Source organism: Streptomyces sp. NBRC 109706, assembly GCF_000974485.1.
Lineage (GTDB): Bacteria > Actinomycetota > Actinomycetes > Streptomycetales > Streptomycetaceae > Streptomyces.
In genome coordinates, this window is record NZ_BBOM01000014.1 from 157587 (window position 1) to 174570 (window position 16984).

Consider the following 16984-nt stretch of genomic DNA (forward strand, 5'->3'; position numbering starts at 1 on the left):
TCTCCATTCTTGATCATGGATCACCGCACCACCCGCAGATGCCCCCGCGTTCCGGCCTTGGGGACCACCTGGGGACCAGCGGGGTCCGCGCCCGGACGACGCGCCGTCAGATGGCTGTTGAGCGCCTCCCCCGCCTGAAGAATCGAGTCGCTGCTCGGGTGCAGGTAGCGCTGCGTGGTGGCCAGCGACCGATGCCCGGCGATCTGCCGCGGGACGTGCACCTTGCCCCCGGCGTCGGCCATCCACGTCAGCCCGGTGTGCCGCAGGTCATGCCGGCGCAGGTGCTCATACCCGAGCGCGACGACCACCTCGTCCCAGTGCGTGGCACCGCCGCTTGCCCTTGGTTCCCTTGTCTAGCAAACCGCCCGGTCCGGGGGTCGTCTGCCGACAGACGGTCCGGATCCGCCGTGAACGGTCGATGTCCAGGACCCGGACGCCGGAGACCTCACCGATGCGCGCTGCCCTGCAGGCGGCGAAGCGTAAGACGTCACCCCACCCCTGGTAGTGGTCGGCGGAGCGGGCGACGAGGGCCTTGGCCAACTCGTCCAGAGCGTCCCAGTCTTCCAGCGCCAGGGCGCGAGGATCGTCGAGTTCGTCTTCAGCCTGGCGGAACTCGCGCTGCCAGCCGGTCACCCGGGCTGGGTCGGCCTCGATCAGTCCGCCCCGATCGGAGAGGGAGGGGCGTTTCTTGGACTCCGGGTCCACCCACCTCACTCGGGCGCGGTAGGGGCGTGGGCGATCGGGGCGGAACTCGATGTCGGCCGACAGAGATATGCCGAGGGGAACGATTCGCTTCGCGCTCAATCGGCATTACCCGGAACGATGCGGCGTGATTCCATCCAGGCATGTAGGTCAGAGGCGCTGTACCGCGTGATGCGGGGAGCCAGAACGACGAAGGGAGGACCCTGGGGAGGCGGGAAGTGCGACGGCCCGTCTGTGGTGCCCATGCTCGCGGCATACCATCAACTACAGGCGGAAGCGCTGTCGCAGTCAGCCTCTGTCGCCGCGATCCAGCAGTTACGAAAGGGCACCCCGTGACGTCCGAAGCTCCTCGTTGGTTCAAGTCCTCCTACAGCAACAACGGTGGCGCCTGCGTGGAGGCCGCCGACAACTTCGCCGCGACGCGCGGCACCGTTCCGGTCCGTGACTCCAAGAGCCTCGATGGTCCGACGCTGAGCTTCACCACTGCCGCGTTCTCGTCGTTCGTAGCAAGCGTCAAGGCCGGGAAGATGGGCGCCGTCTAAGCACCTCACAGGCTGTGCGCGCGCTCAGGGTCGCCCCATCGCGCGATGCGGTGGGGCAACTGACTGGATCGAACACTGCAAAGGCCGAAATGGGACGCCTGCTTGCCGTTGGACCCAACGGGCTGGCGCCTGAACCGAGCGCCCGTTCCATTCCGAAAGGTTGTAGCCGGCTTTGACATGTGCTAGCGACGCTGCCCGGAGCCCGGAGCCCGGAGCCCGGAGCCCGGAGCCCGGAGCCCGGAGCCCGGAGCCCGGAGCCCGGAGCCCGGAGCCCGGAGCCCGGAGCCCGGAGCCCGGAGCCCGGAGCCCGGAGCCCGGAGCCCGGAGCCCGGAGCCCGGAGCCCGGAGCCCGGAGCCCGGAGCCCGGAGCCCGGAGCCCGGAGCCCGCTTATGCCCTTATCCGGCGCGCCTCGGTGGTAGTTCGGAGTGACGGTGGGGGGTAAAGCGGCTGGGCCACTCCGGGCGGTGGTCGGCGCGGAGGCGGCCCAGTGGAGAACGTTCCCGCAGGAGCGCACGATCGCGGTGGTCGCGCGGACGGTCACCTCGGTCGTCCGCATCCTGGAAACGTTGCCGACCGTGGTGCGTGGCGATCCTCGGATCGCGGTGGTCTTCGCCCACGATCCGACCTCCGCCTTCCACGACGGTGTCCGCAAGCTGCTGGAGGAGAACGACTGTCGCGTACTGCCGGTCTCCCGGTTGGCGGAGATCCAGCCCGATCTGATCCTCTCGGCCAGCGAGAACGTGCCCGTCGAAGGCGCCTCCTGTCCCGTGCTGGTTCTCCCCCATGGCGTTGGCTTCCAGAAGTTCGTCCCCACACAACGGGGCCCCGGGGTCAGGGTTTCCGGTGTTGTGTCGGATCGGCTCCTGGAGGCGGGGCGGGCCTGGCTGGCCATCTCGCATCCGGACCAGCAGAGGCAGTTGGAGGAGATCCACCCCGCGACCAAGGGCCGGACGCTCCTCATCGGTGACCCCTGTTTCGACGACCTGAGGACGAGCCTTCATCAGGCGTCGGCCTTCCGTCGGAACCTGGGGGTCCCGGCCGGCAAGCGCCTGGTGGTCCTCAGCTCGACGTGGGGCCCGGAGTCCTTGCTGGGTTCGGATCCTCGGCTGCCCAGCCGGCTGCTCGCGCGGCTGCCTTATGACGAGTATCGGGTGGCGGCCGTCCTGCATCCCAATATCTGGGCGGCACATGGGAGTTGGCAGATACGGGCCCTGCTGGCACCGGCGTTGGACGCCGGTCTGCTGTTGATGCCGACCGTGCACGCCTGGCGAGCGGCACTGGTCGGGGCGGACGTGGTGATAGGCGACCACGGCTCCGTGACCCTGTACGGTGCCGCGTTGGGCAAGCCGACCTTGCTGGGTACGTTCGGCGCCACGGAGGTCGTCGCGGGCACCGCCGTGGACCGGCTCGGCGAGGTGGCGCCGCGACTCAGCACGAAGGCGGGCCTCGCCGAACAGGTCGATGAGGCCATCCGCGAACAGGGGCCGGAACAGTACACGGAGGTGCGGCGGGCCGCCTTCGCCGACCCCGGCCAAGCGGTCTCCAGGTTGCGCACCGCGATCTACCGTCTCCTCGATCTCGCCGAACCAGGCTCGCCACTCCCCCGGCCGACCCTGCCGGTGGCCAAACCGCAGGCCACCACGGTCAGATCGTGGATCGTCACCACCTCGATGTCGACGGTGGAGGGCCGGCCCGAGGTGACCGTGTGGCGCCACCCGGCCGCGGTCTTCGACGAGTTGGCGGTCGCGGACGACCGGTACGTCGTCCACCTCGCCTGCCTGGACAGCGAGCCCGACCAACGGATCGCCGAAAGCGCGAGCGTGGTCATCGGACAGGAGCCCGCGGCGGACGAGGCCGAGGCCCAGGCATGGACCGCGCGCACCCTGGCCCTACTGCCCGGCAGCAGGGCCGCCGCCATTCAACTCGGCTGGACCGGCCGTCACTTCATCGGGCTGTGCGACGGCCGGAACGTCGAGGTGACCGGCGAGTCGAAGGAGCTGGACACGGGCCTTGCCGCAGCGCTGGTCTACACCGTGCTGCGCTCCCAACCGCTGTTGCTCGACGGCCAGTTCCTGCTCCGGATCGGCCCCGACCACACTCACCGCCTGCGGCTGCACCTCACCCCACACAACCTGCCCCCGCCTCCCCTGCCGTGAGATCGGTCAGACGTCACCCGTCCAGTCGCGTCAGCCAGTCCTGGAGTCGCGCGGCCTGCGGATGACCGATCTCCTCCCAGATCCCCGACGCCCGGGCCACGCACTCCCGTACCGCCACCGGGTCGCCTCCCGTCCGCTCCAGAAGCTCCGCCAGACGAACCAAAGTCTCGCCCTCGTAGTGACCGGCTCCCAGCGCGTTGAGCGTGGCCGCCGCCTGGCGCAGGCGGACGGCTGCCTCCTGGTCGTTCCCCAGATGTTCATGGACCGCCCCCAGCGCCGCCTGAACGCGCGCGGCCATCCGTTCGTCCGCTTCGTCCAGCGCGAGCAGATCCGCGTGTGCCTTCTCCAAGGTGGCCAGGGCGGCGTGGTGTTCGCGCGCGGCGTCCTGGGCTCGTCCGAGGAAGAAGGCCGCGATGGCGGCCCCCCGCTTCTCCCCGGCCTCCATGTTCAGGGCCAGCGAGCGCCGGTATGCCTCGATGGCGCGGGCCGGGTCGTGCCGGTCCCAGTACCGGCCGGAGAACTCCGCGACCGAGGCGCGCAGAACGGCCCGGTCCGAGGACTGCGCGCGCTGCTCCGCCAACTCCAGCTCACCCTTCGCCCGTTCGTCCTCGTCCAGGTCCAACAGAGGCCGGGACAACAGGCTCCGCAGCCTCGCCTCACCATCGGTCTCGCCCAGCGCGACGGCCGAGGCAATCGCCAGCTCCAACGATTCCCACCAGGCGCGCACATCCCTGCGGTGCAGGAACAGCACGGTAAAGCTCTCCCCCAACGGCCATACCAGCTCATGGAGTTCAGCCCGGCTGGCCTCCCTCAGCACAGCCATGATCGAGTCACGTTCGGCCGCAAGCCAGTCCAGCGGGGGCGGTCCTCCCTCGCCGGCGAAGGGGTCCTCGGCCCGGCTCAGCAGCTCGGACAGGTCCGCGATCCGCAGCCGCTCCTCGCGGATCGCCCGGTCGGCCAGGGCGGTCAACGCCAGGAAGTGCGTGGTCACCCGCTCCAGAACCGCCCTACGTGCCCCCTCCGGCTCCTCCCGCTCGGCCTGCTCGCGAGCGTGGAGCCGCACGAGATCGTGGAACCGATACCGGTCGGATCCTTCCTCACTCAACAGACTCGCGTCGACGAGTCCATCGAGCAACGGGCCGACCTGCTCCACCGCCGTCCCCAGCGCCGCAGCGGCCGTTCCGGCATCGAAGGTACGTCCCGGAAGCCACCCCAGGAGGCGGTACACCTGAGCCTCCGCAGGCGGCAACTCACGGTAGGCCAGGCCTAAGACTGCGGACACGGAATGCTCCCCTCCATCATTCATACCTTTCAACCGCCGGTTCTCGTCGTCGAGTTCGGCGACAAGAGCCCCAAACGTCAACCGCCGGTTCCGGGCCAGCCGCGAGCCCAGCACGCGAAGAGCCACCGGCAAACCACCGCAGAGCGCCACCAGCCGTTCCGCCAGGGGACGTTCGGCCGGGGCGATGGCCCTGCCGGCGAAGTCCGCCAGAAGTTCCAGCCCGCTCTCCTCACCCATCGGCTCCAGCGGCAGCACCTCCGCTCCGTCCAGCACCAGGTCGCGCAGGTCCCGGTGACTGGTGGCCAACAGCACGCTCCCTCTCCCCTTCGGAACCAGGGGCCGGACCTGGGCCGGCTGGCTCACATCGCCCAGCACGATCAGCAGACGCTTACCCGCCGTGCGGGAACGAAGCTCGTTGGCCCGCTCCTCAAGGCTGCTCGGCATGAACGCATCCGACACACCCAACGCCCGCAGACACATCGCCAGTGCCCCGGATACATCGGCGCCCGCCCCATGCCTCCTGGACCCGAAGTCCACAAAGAGCTGGCCGTCCGGAAAGGCATCCTGAGCAGACTCGGCCCACCGACAGACCAACGCGGTCTTACCCATCCCCGGCAGAGCCTTGATCACCACCTGTCGAACCGCATCCGACCCACCGCTCCCCGCCCCCAACAGCCCATCGAGACGACCGATCTCCCGCCGGCGATTCCTGAACCTCCCAAGGAACGGCGGTACTTGGTCGGGACGGACAGACTGCCCCGCCACCTGTTGGGACACCTGGAACGTGATCCCGCCATGAATCTGCGCGGCCTGCACCACAGAGCCCCCGACCACCCCGGACAGATCATTCCGCGAGGAAGACACCGCCCACTGCCCTTCCGCCCCACTCTCTGTCACAGCACCCCTTCACTTCACACCCCGTCAGCGACGATCGAGCACGCCCAGTATCGCCCATCAAGAATGAACACGGCCGAGACTGGCCGGTGCCGGACCTCGCCTCCCGGGCAGGAAACGCCGAGGCTGGACGTATGCCCAGGAGCGCACAACGATGGCGAGTTCCGTGGTCGGCGACCTTGTGGCGGGGAGAGGCCATGACCACGCGATGGTGGCTGTGCTGCCGGCTCTCCAAGCTGGCGGAGCTCTTCACCGCCGGCTGACAGCCCGCCGAGCGGGCGGAGGAGTGGATGCTACGGAGAGGTCCGACTCGTGCGTTGGATGTCGACGTTCACGGCCCGGCGTTGGTGCGCCAGGTCGAATGGACGATCTGGCAACGATGCCCCTGGAGGGCATTTCTGAACGAGGGCTTCAACGGCCGGGGAAGGGGTGCCTCGGGTATCGCCCCGAGCGGTCACGGTGACGGCGCGGTGCCCGCTTCACACCAGGCCCGAGGACCTACACTCCACCGGGTGGTGACCGCTGACGCAGCGTGACGCAGATTGCCGCCGACGAACGATGAGGAAGACCGTGCTCCTGAACGAGACTTACCCCCTCTCCAACGGTGTCCAGATCCCCAAACTGGGCCTGGGCACCTGGTTCATCGACGACGGCAAGGCCGCCCGGGCGGTGAGGGACGCCATCGAGATCGGCTATCGCAACATCGACACCGCGCAGGCCTACGGCAATGAGCGCGGGGTCGGCGAGGGCGTGCGCGCCAGCGGTATCGCCCGTGACGAGGTGTTCGTGTCCACCAAGCTCGCCGCCGAGATCAAGGACTACGACGAGGCTGTCGCCGCCATCGACGAGTCGCTCACGACCCTGGGTCTCGGCCATATCGACCTGATGTTGATCCACAGCCCACAGCCGTGGGACGACTTCCGCGGTGGCGACTACGCCGAGGGCAACCGTGCCGCGTGGCGTGCCCTCGAAGACGCGCACAGGACCGGCAAGCTCCGCGCCATCGGCGTCTCCAACTTCCGGCAGCGGGATCTGGAGAACATCCTCGGCTCCTGCACCGTTGCCCCCCAAGTGAACCAACTGCTCGTCCACACGGGCAACACCCCGGTGGAACTCCTCGCCTACTGCGAGAACAGGGACATCATCGTGGAGGCGTACTCGCCCATCGCGCACGGAGAGATCCTCAAGAACCCGGACGTTCGGGCGATGGCCGAGCGGTACTCGGTGACCGTTCCGCAGCTGTGCATCCGCTACACCCTGCAACTGGGCACCGTGTCACTGCCGAAGACCGCCAACCCGGAGCACATGCGCGGCAACGCCGAGGTGGACTTCGTCATCTCCGACCAGGACATGGCCACGCTGCGGGACATGCGCGCCCAGGACTACGGGGAACACAGCGTCTTCCCCGTCTACAGCGGAAAGTAACGCGCCGAGCCCTCGGGAGGGCGCACATGGGGCGGGTGACCGGACTTCTGCGGTGCCCGGAGAGAATCTGGGGCCCTTTCGGATCATCCGATCGCCGGAGTGAACTTGTCGTTAACCGACAGCCCCCCACGACCGAAAGGAGAACCGCCCATGGCCACCTGGAGTCCTGAGCCCCCTCAGCACATCGCCGACGCCACCGAACTGCGCGTCGCGCCCAGGGGGGCCGAAGCTGCGAACGCCGACCACAATCTGGGTCGTGCGCAACGGCGACGACGTATACGTCCGTTCCTGGCGAGGCACGGCCGGCACAAGATGGAACACAGCCCACACCCACCAGACGGGGTGCATCAGCGCCGGCGGTGCCGAGGCCGAGGTCTCCTTCACACCGGTCGACGATGCGGCGATCAACGACCGCGTGGACGCCGCCTACCAGGCCAAGTACGGCCGCCACAGCAGCTAAGTCGAGCCGATGGTCGCGGAGCCGGGTCGTGCCGCCACGTTGCGACGCCCGAGTCCTGAGCCCGTCTGGCGGAGTCCGCCAGCCGGTACAGGACGTCCACGCGATTCGTCCTTCAGGAGGTCCGTGCCCCGGAGCGCGTGTGCTGACCGGGGCACGGAGCTGGCCGAGCGCGAGCCCGATGAGGCCCAGGCTGGCACCTGGGGATTCGCCCCGGGCCCTCGGAGGCGAGGTTTCAGAGGGTGAGTAGGACCTTGGTGGCGCGGCGTTCGTCCATCGCTCGGTAGCCCTCGGCCGCCTGGTCGAGGGGCAGGGTCAGGTCGAAGACTCGGCCCGGGTCGATCGTGCGGTCCCAGATCAGCCGCACGAGTTCGGGCAGGAAGCGGCGCACCGGGGCCGGGCCGCCGTGCAGGTGCACCCCGGAGAAGAAGAGTTCCTCGCCAGGGAGGGAGACGCCGTGACCGACGCCGACGAAGCCGACGTGTCCGCCGGGCCGGGTGGAGCGGATGGCCTGTGTCATCGACTGCTGGGTGCCCACGGCCTCGACCACGGAGTGGGCCCCGAGCCCGCCGGTGAGATCCTTCACGCGGGCCACGCCCTCGTCGCCGCGCTCCTCCACGATGTCCGTCGCGCCGAACTCCCGCGCCAGGGCCTGCCGGTCAGCGTGCCGGGACATCGCGACGATCCGCTCCGCGCCGAGCTGCCGGGCGGCCAGCACCGCCAGCAACCCGACCGCTCCGTCCCCCACCACGACCACCGTCCTGCCAGGCCCGGCCTCGGCCGCCACAGCCCCGAACCAGCCGGTACCCAACACGTCGGAGGCGGCCAGCAGCGAGGGGATCAGGTCCTCGTCGGGCATCCCCGGTGTGGGCACCAGCGTCCCGTCGGCCCACGGGATACGGGCCAGCGGCGCCTGCGTTCCGATCGACCCCATCAGCACGCGGTTGACACAGTGCGACTGGAAGCCGGCCCGGCAGATCTCACACGTGTTGTCCGAGGCCCAGAACGACCCGACCACGAAGTCGCCGACCCCCACACTCCGCACCTCAGAACCGACCTCCTCGACGACCCCGACGTACTCGTGCCCCATCCGCGCGTCACGCACCTCCTCCACGCCCCGGTACGGCCACAGGTCCGACCCGCACACGCAGGTCGCCACCACGCGGAGGACCGCGTCGGTCGGCTCGACGATCGAGGGCTCCGCCCGCTCCTCGACCCGGATGTCCCCGGGGGCGTGCAGCACCACTCCGCGCATGGGCGACCTTCCTCGTCTCCTCTGCCGGCCGCCAACGGCCCCGGCACCGTTCCCAAATTCCGCGCCTCACTATCCCCGAAGGCAGAACGGGTTCGGGGAACCAACGCATCGCGTCGTCGCTGTCACCCGAAGAGCCGCGATCACCCGACGACGGGGTACCTCGGCAGTTGGTGCAGAAGACCGAACTTTCCTACCCCGATCCCGACACATCGGTGTGGGAGGACCGTGCACACCGCGGGGCCCCTGACGGGAGTCGAGCGATCGGCGCACTGTGGCAGACCCCACCCGGCCCCTGACGTCCCGTGGGAGACCTCACCGTGCGGATGCGGAACCTCGCCGAGCCCCACACCCACCGAGGGGGTCCCCGTGGAAGCGACCATCGGCACCATCATGCGCTTTACCGCCCCCGAGGGGGTGATCGACGTGACGATCGACGAGGACAACCCCGCCGTACGCGACCTGCTCTCCATGCTGCCGGTCACCCTCACCTTCGAGGACTTCGCCGGGCGGGAGAAGATCGCCTACCCCCACCCCGGGACATCGCGGTGGCCGGAGCGCCTTCGTCGTCAGCCGGCGCCGGCGACCTGGCGATCTACACACCGTGGGGCAACATCGCGTTCTTCTACGAAGGCGAACGCGGTGAGCACAGCGACGAGCTCGTCCACCTCGGCACCTTCGACGCCTCCCGCGAGCAGCTCGCCGCGCTGGAGAGCGGCGACGTGACCGTCACGGTCGTCGACTGACCGGATCGCTGGCCGCGTCTGAGAGGGGGTCCCTCGCGGTACCACCACCGGGCGGGGCTCCCTCGGTGGGGCAACGTTCTGATGGACTGGGAACGTCGGACGGTCCGCTTCTGTGGTTGCGGGACGCGCCAGGGGGCCGCCGACCGCATCGACGATCCTCAAGGAAAGAGCCCGATGAACGGCGAGGTCACAATCCGGCAGCACACCACCTCCCATGCGAGGGGCGACTCCTGGTGGCAGCGGGCGGTCGTCTACCAGGTGTATCCGCGCTCGTTCCAGGACTCCGACGGCGACGGCGTCGGAGACGTCCGGGGCATCCTCCAACGGGTCGACTACCTCGCCGAGTTGGGTGTGGACGTGGTCTGGCTGTCGCCGATCTACCGCAGCCCGCAGGACGACAACGGCTACGACATCAGTGACTATCGGGATATCGACCCGACCTTCGGCACCCTGGAGGACGTCGACGAGCTGCTGGCCGCCCTCCACGCGCGCGGGATGAAGCTCGTGATGGACCTTGTCGTCAACCACACCAGCGACGAGCACCCCTGGTTCGTGGAGTCCCGTTCCTCGCCTGACAACCCGAAGCGGGACTGGTACTGGTGGCGGCCGGCCCGCCCCGGCATGGAGCCGGGCACGCCCGGCGCGGAGCCGACGAACTGGGGCTCGTTCTTCTCCGGCCCGGCCTGGGAGTACGACGCCGCGACCGACGCGTACTACCTGCACCTGTTCAGCCGGAAGCAACCCGACCTGAACTGGGAGAATCCCGAGGTTCGCCGGGCCGTGTACGCGATGATGCGCTGGTGGCTCGACCGGGGCGTCGACGGCTTCCGGATGGACGTCATCAACCTCGTCTCCAAGGACGTCAACCCCGACGGGTCCCTCTGCGACGTGCCCGTGGCGGACGGACCCTACGGAGACTCGGGGGTGGCCACCGCCAACGGCCCCAGACTGCACGAGTTCCTCCAGGAGATGCACCGCGAGGTGTTCGAGGGCCGCCGCGACGGGCTGCTGCTGGTCGGCGAGACCCCGGGAGCCACCGTCGAGGACGGCAAACTCCTCACCGACCCAACCCGGGGCGAACTCGACATGGTGTTCACCTTCGAGCACGTCTCCCTCGACCACGGCCCCGGCGGCCGCTTCGACCTCGTCCCACTGGACCTGCGCGACCTGAAGGCGACGCTCGGCCGGTGGCAGGCCGGCCTCAACGACATCGGCTGGAACGCCCTGTACTGGAACAACCACGACCAGCCCAGGGTCGTCTCCCGCTACGGCAACGACCGCGAGTACCGGCGTGAGCCGGCCGCGACCCTCGCCATCGTCCTGCACCTGCACCGCGGCACCCCCTACATCTACCAGGGCGAGGAACTCGGCATGACCAACGCCCACTTCACCGCCCTTGACCAGTACCGCGATATCGAGTCACTCCGCTACGCCGCCGACGAGAGCGAACGCGGACGGCTCACCGAGGAGCAGCTCCTGGCTCAACTGGCCGCCGGCAGCCGCGACAACGCCCGCACCCCGATGCAGTGGGACGACTCCCCCCAGGCCGGCTTCACCACCGGCGAGCCCTGGATGGCCGTCAACCCGAACCACGACGCCATCAACGCCGCCACGGCCCTGGCCGATCCCCACTCCGTCCTCCACCTCTACCGACGCCTGATCGCCCTCCGCCACCGGGACCCGGTCGTCCAACGCGGCCACTTCCACCCCCTGCTCCCCGACGACCCGCACCTCTACGCCTTCACCCGGACCCTGGACGACGAACAGCTCCTGGTCACCGGCTACTTCTCCGATACCGGCCGAACCGCCGACATCGGACCGGGCTGGGACGACGCCACCCCGGTCATTGGCAGCCACCCGACGCCGACGACGGCGCACGGCGACCGGGTCACGCTCCGCCCCTGGGAAGCCGTCGTCCTACGCCGGACCCTCAGCCGGTAGCTCCCAGTACGGTGCCCCGCCCAACCACCGGAGCCGAGCGCCGCCGTCCACCGTCCCGAAGCGGCCACGCTGACCGTGCACATCTGGCAGCCCTCTGAGTCGAGCAGGCCCGCCGGAGAGCGGTCCTCCCGACCGCTTCGCGGTCTTGCCCACCCCGCACAAGATCTCCCCGAAGGGAAACCTCATGCCCACCTACGACTTCACCGGCAGGGTCGCGTTCGTCACCGGCGGGAGCGCCGGCATGGGCGCGGCGACCGTGCGGGCGTTCGCCGAGGCCGGTGCCGCCGTCGCGATCGTCGATCTCGACGGGGACACGGCACAGCGGCACGCCCGACAGCTCAACGACGCGGGCCACCGCGCTCTCGGCATCGGCTGCGACGTGTCCGACGAGCAACAGCTGCAAAACGCCGTCGCCCGAACAGTGCAGACGTTCGGAGGCCTGGACATGGCGTTCAACAACGCCGGCATCATGCTGCCCCCGGTGGACACGGCCGAGGAGAGCGCCGAGGCGTTCGACACAATCGTCGCGGTCAACCTGCGCGGCGTGTGGGCGTCCATGAAGCACGAACTGGCGCAGATGCGGGAGCAGGGCTCCGGGGCGATCGTGAACTGCTCCTCCCTGGGCGGCCTGGTCGGCGGCAGCGGGCGCGCTACCTACCACGCGACCAAACACGGCGTGCTGGGGCAGACCAAGAGCGCCGCGTTGCAGTACGGTCCGCTCGGCATCCGCGTGAACGCCGTCTGCCCCGGCACCATCGACACCCCGATGGTCGCGCGGATGACCGCCGGCGGCGAACTCGACCCGGAAGCCGCCCTCGCGGCCATCCCGATGGGCCGTCTCGGCCGCCCCGAGGAGATCGCCGCAGCGGTGCTGTGGCTGGCCAGCGACGCCGCCAGCTACGTCACCGGCGTCGCTCTCCCCGTCGACGCCGGATACACCGCCCAGTAGGAGCCCCGGGACCACGCCGGCGGATGACGCCGTATTCAGGTCACGCGCGAGCACGGACTCGCCCCCCACCGGAACAGGGCCCGCGTCGGCGTCGAGGGTCAACTCACCGTCAGCAGGACGCGGACGTCCCCAGGCGAGTAGGGGACGGTGATTTCCCAACCGTCGTACTTGGCCGCTAAGGCCTCGACCACCCTCGGTTGGAAGCCGTCACGGTGGATACGTGCGGTGCTCTCAGCTACCACTGGGTGGCAGGGGGATGCCGGTGAACGTCCCGAGCGCGTCCAGGAGTTGGTCCTGGAACACGGCGTCGACGACGGCGGGATGCGGAGGTCGCGGCACCCCGTGGTACCAGTACGCGCCGGTGCGCGGCTCGATGTCCGAGTCGTCGGCGGTGGCGAGCCAGGCCTGGGTGCGGTGGCCCTCCTCCAGATTGTCGGACGCGCTCGGACCCCCCATCCGGGTGGGCACCCAGCCGGGGTCGACCGCGTGCGCGAGGTCGCGGGGGCGGAGCCGGGCGAGGGCCATCGCCAGCGCGGTGACCTGGAGCTTGGAATCGTCGTACGGGCGACGCCTGGCCTCGGGATCGGAGAAGTCCACCGTCTCCAGATCGGTGGAGCCACCCCGGTGCATCGAACTGCTCAACACGACGGTGCGACCCGGCGGCGCCATCAGCGCGGCCAGCACGTAGGGGGCGACGATGTTGACGGCGAACACCGAGGGCCCGCCGATGACGCCCGCGTTGTGGATCACCGCGTCGAAACGTCCGATCCGCTCGATCTGTTCGGCGAGGCGAACGACCTGCTCCAGGCAGGAGAGATCCGCATACACCACCTCCCGCGCCATGCCGGAGACGTCCAGCCCCGCGAGCCGCTCAGGCGCGCGGGCGTGCAGGACCACATCGTGCCCGACCGCCCCCAGCTCACGGACGGTGGCCAGCCCGAGGCCGCTCGAAGCGCCGGTGACAAGAACGCGCGCCATCAGAAGTGCCCTCCACTCTGAATCCGTATCTGAAAGCGAGTCACCGTCCCGGGGTTGGGCGACCGGGGTCGGTCACGGCGGGTCAGTGGCGGGAACGCGGATGATCCGGTCGTCCCCTTCGGTAGGATCGCCCCGTCCGTCGGTGTTGTTCGTAATGACCCACAGCGCCCCGTCGCGGGCGACCACAACATCACGCAAGCGCCCGTACTCGTGAACCAACTTCTCGGTAGAAACAGCTAGGTCATCCAGCGGCACCTCACGGAGCCGTTCGCCACGCAGGTTCGCGACGGCGATAACGTCGCCCACGACAGCGATGCCGCTGGGACTGGCGTCGGCCGGGGGCCACTGCTGCACCGGGTCCGAGAACCCGTCCTGCCCAGCGATGCCCTCCACTACGGGCCACCCGTAGTTCCCGCCCGGTTCGATGACGTTCAGCTCGTCCCAAGTGTCCTGCCCGAACTCGCTGGCGTACAGGGTGCCCTCCTCATCCCATGCGATGCCCTGCGGATTGCGATGCCCGTAGCTGTACACGAGCGATCCATCGAACGGATTGTCAGCCGGGATGCCGCCGTTGGGGGTCAGGCGCAGGATCTTCCCCGAGAGGGAGTCGAGGTCCTGGGCGCTGGACTGGTCACCGGCGTCGCCAACAGTGGCGTAGAGCATCCCGTCGGGGCCGAACGCGATCCGACCACCGTTGTGATAGCTCGCCGCGGGAAGCCCGTCGAGGACGGTCTCAGACTCGCCGAGGGCCAGCGCTCCCGGCTCGCCGGTCAACTCGTACCGGTCGATCCGGTTCTTCCCCGCCCCCGTGAAGTAGGCATAGAGGTAGGTGTCGTGTACGGCGATGCCGAGGAGTCCTCCTTCACCCGCCGGCACAACGTCGTCGATGACGCCCACCTCGCGGGTGGTGTCGCCCTCGACCTCGAGGATTCGAGCCGTGTCCCGCTCGCTGATTAGAGCCGTGTCGTCGCGGAACGCGACCGACCACGGTGCGTCCAAGCCTTCCACGACGACGCTGTCTTCCAGGGACGAGGGCGGGGTGGAGGGCGGCGTCCGTGTCGTCGCCGGAGACGCAGGAGTGGCGGGCGGCTCGGTCGTGCACGCGGCTATGAAGACCAGCACCGCAGCCACCGCGGCGGTGCCGCCGACGGGTCGCGCCGCCCTCATCCGCCGACGGTGGTGCGGTAGGAGCCGCGCTCGGCGTGAATGCGCCACAGCCGCTCGGCGAGCGCCTCCGGAGCGAAGACCGGGTCGCCACCGCCGATGGCGCCGGGGACGACGAGCTGCCCCACGTGGATGTTCTCCGGCGCCAAGGCGTCATGGAGCATCGCCCCGTACGCCGACTCGCCGGCGAACGCGGTCGAGGTGCCCGCGACAGCACCGTTGGGCGTCACAGCACTGGCACCGTTCACCAGCAGGATGCTCCCGCGCCGGGACTCGCGCAGCCCGGGCAGTACCCGGGCGACCGCCGTGGCGAGGCCGAGGACGGAGAACTCCACCGCCGCGGCCAGATCCTCCACGGTCGTCTCCAACACCGGGCGCAGAAACTCAGAGCTGGGCACCGGACTGTACTGGAGCACCTCAACCGCCCCCAGCCCAGCGGCGGCCGAGTCCAGCGCGTCAGCCAGCGCCGCCCGGTCGCGCACATCCGCCGCGTAGCCACGGGCCCGAACACCGACAGCCTCCAGGCCAGAGACGAGCCGGTCGAGCCGGTCCCGACCGCGCGAGACCAGCGCGACGGAGAAGCCCTCGCGGCCGAACCGCCGGGCAACTGCGGCACCGAGCCCGGGACCGGCCCCAATGATCGCGATCGACGTCATGACGTTCCTTCCTCAGCCGCGCGCGCCGAACCAACCAGGATATCCGGTCACCACAGGCAGCGAACAGGTCAGACCTCGACCCTAGATGAATGAGTCCGATGTCTTCAGTGATCGAAGGCAATCAGCGATCTGGTGATGGGTGCGTCGGTTTGGTGGTTGTGCCAGATTGCGGCGGCCATCGCCAGGACTCGCTACGCGACGCGGACAGCGACTCCTTCGAAGGTCCGGCGCCGTGCTGTTCCAGGCCGAGTTGTCCGTTGAGGGGGTCGTTCACGGGCTCGATGAGCCGGCGGACCGACTCGGCAGGCCTTCGCCCAGCCGGGCCTTCTCCCGGTTGAACGAGGGCCGCAGCAGGGTGACACCCTGCCTGGCCAGGTCCGCCTCGAACTCCTTGGAGGTGAAGACCTTGTCCGCGATCAGCAGTAGCCCGGGCCGGTCGTGGGCCAGGTAATGGGCATGCCGGCCGGGGTGCAGACCAGGAAGAGGTGCGGGCCCCAGCAGAAGCGGCTGTGCGAGCGGCAGAAGCCGTAGCCCGCCCAGCCGGCCAGGTCTGAGCGTTTGACGGGAGGTCCGGACCGACCGCATTCCACCGGGGTGGAGTCGGTGATCCATACGTCGTCGACCCAGAAGGCCGTGTCGGCGGCCAGTTCCCGGATGACGCGTTTGATCAGCGGTAACGCCATACGTAGCCGCTTGCTGTAGCCCGACTGCTGAGGGAGGTAGGGGAACATGCCGGGCAGGTTCTCGCGGGCGAACCGCAGTCAGCGGGCCTCGGAGTGGAAGCCGAGCACAGCCTGCGCGACCGCCAGGCAGACGAGTTCGGAGTCGCTCAGCCTGGGCGGTCTGCCCATTCACCGGGTGCCTCCAATCTGGTCATCGATCTTCACGTACAGTGCGGTCAAGAGGGTGTTCAGATCCTGCGTCACAACATGATCATGAGCACCCTCTCCTCATGCCTGACGACTGGCCCCAGACATCGGACTTACTCGACCAGGCCAACACCCACGTCCCCTACCAGCCGATCTGACCGGAGGGAAAGCGCTCCACTCCGGGGCCTCGTCGACGGCACGCAGCGGCGCGACCAACGTCGTTTTCCGGGACCACTTGGGGACCACACGCCAGTCACGACACACGTCAGGTCGCACGCAACACACGCCATGTCGTTCGCCAGCATTCCTCTGAACCGCACATACACCTCCCGCAATGATCTGGGGGTCAAGGGGTCGTGGGTTCAATTCCCGCCGTCCCGACGGCGCTGAAGGCCGCCCCCGCGTTCCGGCCTTGGGGACCACCTGGGGACCACCTGGGGACCAGCGCGGCCCGGCCTCCGTGATCGCCCGGCGATCGGGGATGCGGATGCCGCTGAGTGGTGGTCAGCGAACCATGTCCGGCGATCAGGCGGAGCACGTGCGCCTTGACCCGAGCGTCGGCCATCCTGGTCGCCCACACCGGCCTCGACGGCACCCCCACCTCACCGCTACCACAACGGCGAAGCACGCCTCGTCCTCCACGAGATCGGCCACCTCCACGGCATCCTCTACCGCGAACGCATGCGCCCCGGCACCAACCCCTTCCCCGTCGAGGAATACCGCGGCACCGGCCGGTCTCGGAATCTCACGGCGAGCCGAAGAGGACGACTGGACAGGTGGAACAGGAGTCGCTGAAGCGGGCTCGTGCCGGAACCGCCGTTGCTCGGGGGCCGCCGCTGGCTTCCCCGCGCGGCGCGCGGGCTTCACAGAGGCGGTAACCGGCCCCTCTCTCCCCCACACAGCGCCGAGCCGATCGGGTCCCTGCGGGCACGGGGACGATCTCCGACGGCCGCCCACCGGTATCTGTCCA

General features: G+C 69.3%; 14 protein-coding genes and 3 pseudogenes. 9 read left to right on the plus strand and 8 right to left on the minus strand.

What is annotated here, in order from left to right; genetic code table 11:
* Positions 1–20: 20 nt before the first annotated feature.
* Both AOM46_RS35710 and AOM46_RS35715 read right to left on the minus strand, forming a co-directional pair.
* Positions 21–308, minus strand: a complete 288-nt coding sequence (locus tag AOM46_RS35710) for a tyrosine-type recombinase/integrase (protein WP_234314124.1) — start codon at positions 306–308, stop codon at positions 21–23.
* Entirely contained in the window at positions 286–705 is a 420-nt protein-coding gene (locus AOM46_RS35715) for a hypothetical protein (protein WP_062217814.1), read from the minus strand. Before AOM46_RS35715 ends, AOM46_RS35710 begins: the two co-directional genes overlap by 23 nt.
* A gap of 228 nt (positions 706–933) precedes the next feature.
* On the opposite strand from AOM46_RS35715, the pseudogene AOM46_RS35720 reads away from it, so the two are divergent.
* From AOM46_RS35720 to AOM46_RS30375, 3 genes and pseudogenes are all read left to right on the plus strand, one after another.
* Positions 934–1038, plus strand: a pseudogene (locus tag AOM46_RS35720) (DNA-binding protein); the annotation flags it as partial.
* A complete protein-coding gene (locus AOM46_RS30370; protein WP_062217817.1) occupies positions 1035–1244 on the plus strand; it encodes a DUF397 domain-containing protein in 210 nt (69 codons plus the stop codon). The pseudogene AOM46_RS35720 and the gene AOM46_RS30370, both read left to right, overlap by 4 nt.
* Positions 1245–1709: 465 nt before the next feature.
* On the plus strand, positions 1710–3401 hold the full coding sequence (locus AOM46_RS30375) for a hypothetical protein (RefSeq protein ID WP_199824092.1): 1692 nt from the start codon (positions 1710–1712) through the stop codon (positions 3399–3401).
* Positions 3402–3414: 13 nt separating this feature from the next.
* On the opposite strand, the gene AOM46_RS30380 is transcribed toward AOM46_RS30375, so the two are convergent.
* Positions 3415–5316, minus strand: coding sequence for an NB-ARC domain-containing protein (locus tag AOM46_RS30380; RefSeq protein ID WP_234314125.1), 1902 nt, complete (start codon positions 5314–5316; stop codon positions 3415–3417).
* An 831-nt stretch (positions 5317–6147) separates the two neighbouring features.
* Here AOM46_RS30380 and AOM46_RS30385 point away from each other — a divergent pair.
* Together AOM46_RS30385 and AOM46_RS30390 are read left to right on the plus strand one after the other, a co-directional pair.
* Positions 6148–7002: an aldo/keto reductase gene (locus AOM46_RS30385; protein ID WP_234314126.1), complete on the plus strand. Its 855-nt coding sequence runs from the start codon at positions 6148–6150 to the stop codon at positions 7000–7002.
* A gap of 256 nt (positions 7003–7258) precedes the next feature.
* Positions 7259–7462 carry a DUF2255 family protein gene (locus AOM46_RS30390; RefSeq protein ID WP_067226721.1) on the plus strand — a complete coding sequence of 68 codons (204 nt, stop codon included), beginning with the start codon at positions 7259–7261 and terminating at the stop codon, positions 7460–7462.
* A gap of 232 nt (positions 7463–7694) precedes the next feature.
* Here the strand turns inward: AOM46_RS30390 and AOM46_RS30395 are convergent, their stop codons facing one another.
* Complete coding sequence (locus AOM46_RS30395; protein ID WP_062217823.1) at positions 7695–8714, minus strand: zinc-binding dehydrogenase; 1020 nt, start codon at positions 8712–8714, stop codon at positions 7695–7697.
* Between the two features lie 390 nt (positions 8715–9104).
* Here AOM46_RS30395 and AOM46_RS36190 point away from each other — a divergent pair.
* From AOM46_RS36190 to AOM46_RS30410, 4 genes and pseudogenes are all read left to right on the plus strand, one after another.
* A pseudogene (locus AOM46_RS36190) lies at positions 9105–9227 on the plus strand (cyclophilin-like fold protein); the annotation flags it as partial.
* Positions 9228–9253: 26 nt separating this feature from the next.
* Entirely contained in the window at positions 9254–9457 is a 204-nt protein-coding gene (locus AOM46_RS35920) for a cyclophilin-like fold protein (protein ID WP_370592780.1), read from the plus strand.
* A 174-nt stretch (positions 9458–9631) separates the two neighbouring features.
* Positions 9632–11398, plus strand: coding sequence for an alpha-glucosidase (locus AOM46_RS30405; RefSeq protein WP_062217828.1), 1767 nt, complete (start codon positions 9632–9634; stop codon positions 11396–11398).
* A gap of 184 nt (positions 11399–11582) precedes the next feature.
* Positions 11583–12347, plus strand: a complete 765-nt coding sequence (locus tag AOM46_RS30410; protein ID WP_062217829.1) for a glucose 1-dehydrogenase — start codon at positions 11583–11585, stop codon at positions 12345–12347.
* A gap of 231 nt (positions 12348–12578) precedes the next feature.
* Here AOM46_RS30410 and AOM46_RS30415 read toward each other — a convergent pair whose 3' ends face one another.
* The 4 genes and pseudogenes from AOM46_RS30415 to AOM46_RS34855 all read right to left on the minus strand — a co-directional run bounded on the left by AOM46_RS30415 (position 12579) and on the right by AOM46_RS34855 (position 15996).
* A complete protein-coding gene (locus AOM46_RS30415; RefSeq protein WP_062217832.1) occupies positions 12579–13325 on the minus strand; it encodes an SDR family NAD(P)-dependent oxidoreductase in 747 nt (248 codons plus the stop codon).
* A gap of 72 nt (positions 13326–13397) precedes the next feature.
* Entirely contained in the window at positions 13398–14447 is a 1050-nt protein-coding gene (locus AOM46_RS30420; protein WP_234314128.1) for a sorbosone dehydrogenase family protein, read from the minus strand.
* A 41-nt stretch (positions 14448–14488) separates the two neighbouring features.
* Positions 14489–15145, minus strand: coding sequence for an SDR family oxidoreductase (locus tag AOM46_RS30425; protein WP_062217836.1), 657 nt, complete (start codon positions 15143–15145; stop codon positions 14489–14491).
* Between the two features lie 104 nt (positions 15146–15249).
* Positions 15250–15996: pseudogene (locus AOM46_RS34855) on the minus strand (IS982 family transposase).
* Positions 15997–16984: the final 988 nt, after the last annotated feature.

Coding starts and splice junctions, on each gene's coding strand:
- AOM46_RS30415 (WP_062217832.1), bottom strand. CDS start 13,325: ATGGCGCGCGTTCTTGTCACCGGCGCTTCGAGCGGCCTCGGGCTGGCC.
- AOM46_RS30410 (WP_062217829.1), top strand. CDS start 11,583: ATGCCCACCTACGACTTCACCGGCAGGGTCGCGTTCGTCACCGGCGGG.
- AOM46_RS30395 (WP_062217823.1), bottom strand. CDS start 8,714: ATGCGCGGAGTGGTGCTGCACGCCCCCGGGGACATCCGGGTCGAGGAG.
- AOM46_RS30425 (WP_062217836.1), bottom strand. CDS start 15,145: ATGACGTCGATCGCGATCATTGGGGCCGGTCCCGGGCTCGGTGCCGCA.
- AOM46_RS30405 (WP_062217828.1), top strand. CDS start 9,632: ATGAACGGCGAGGTCACAATCCGGCAGCACACCACCTCCCATGCGAGG.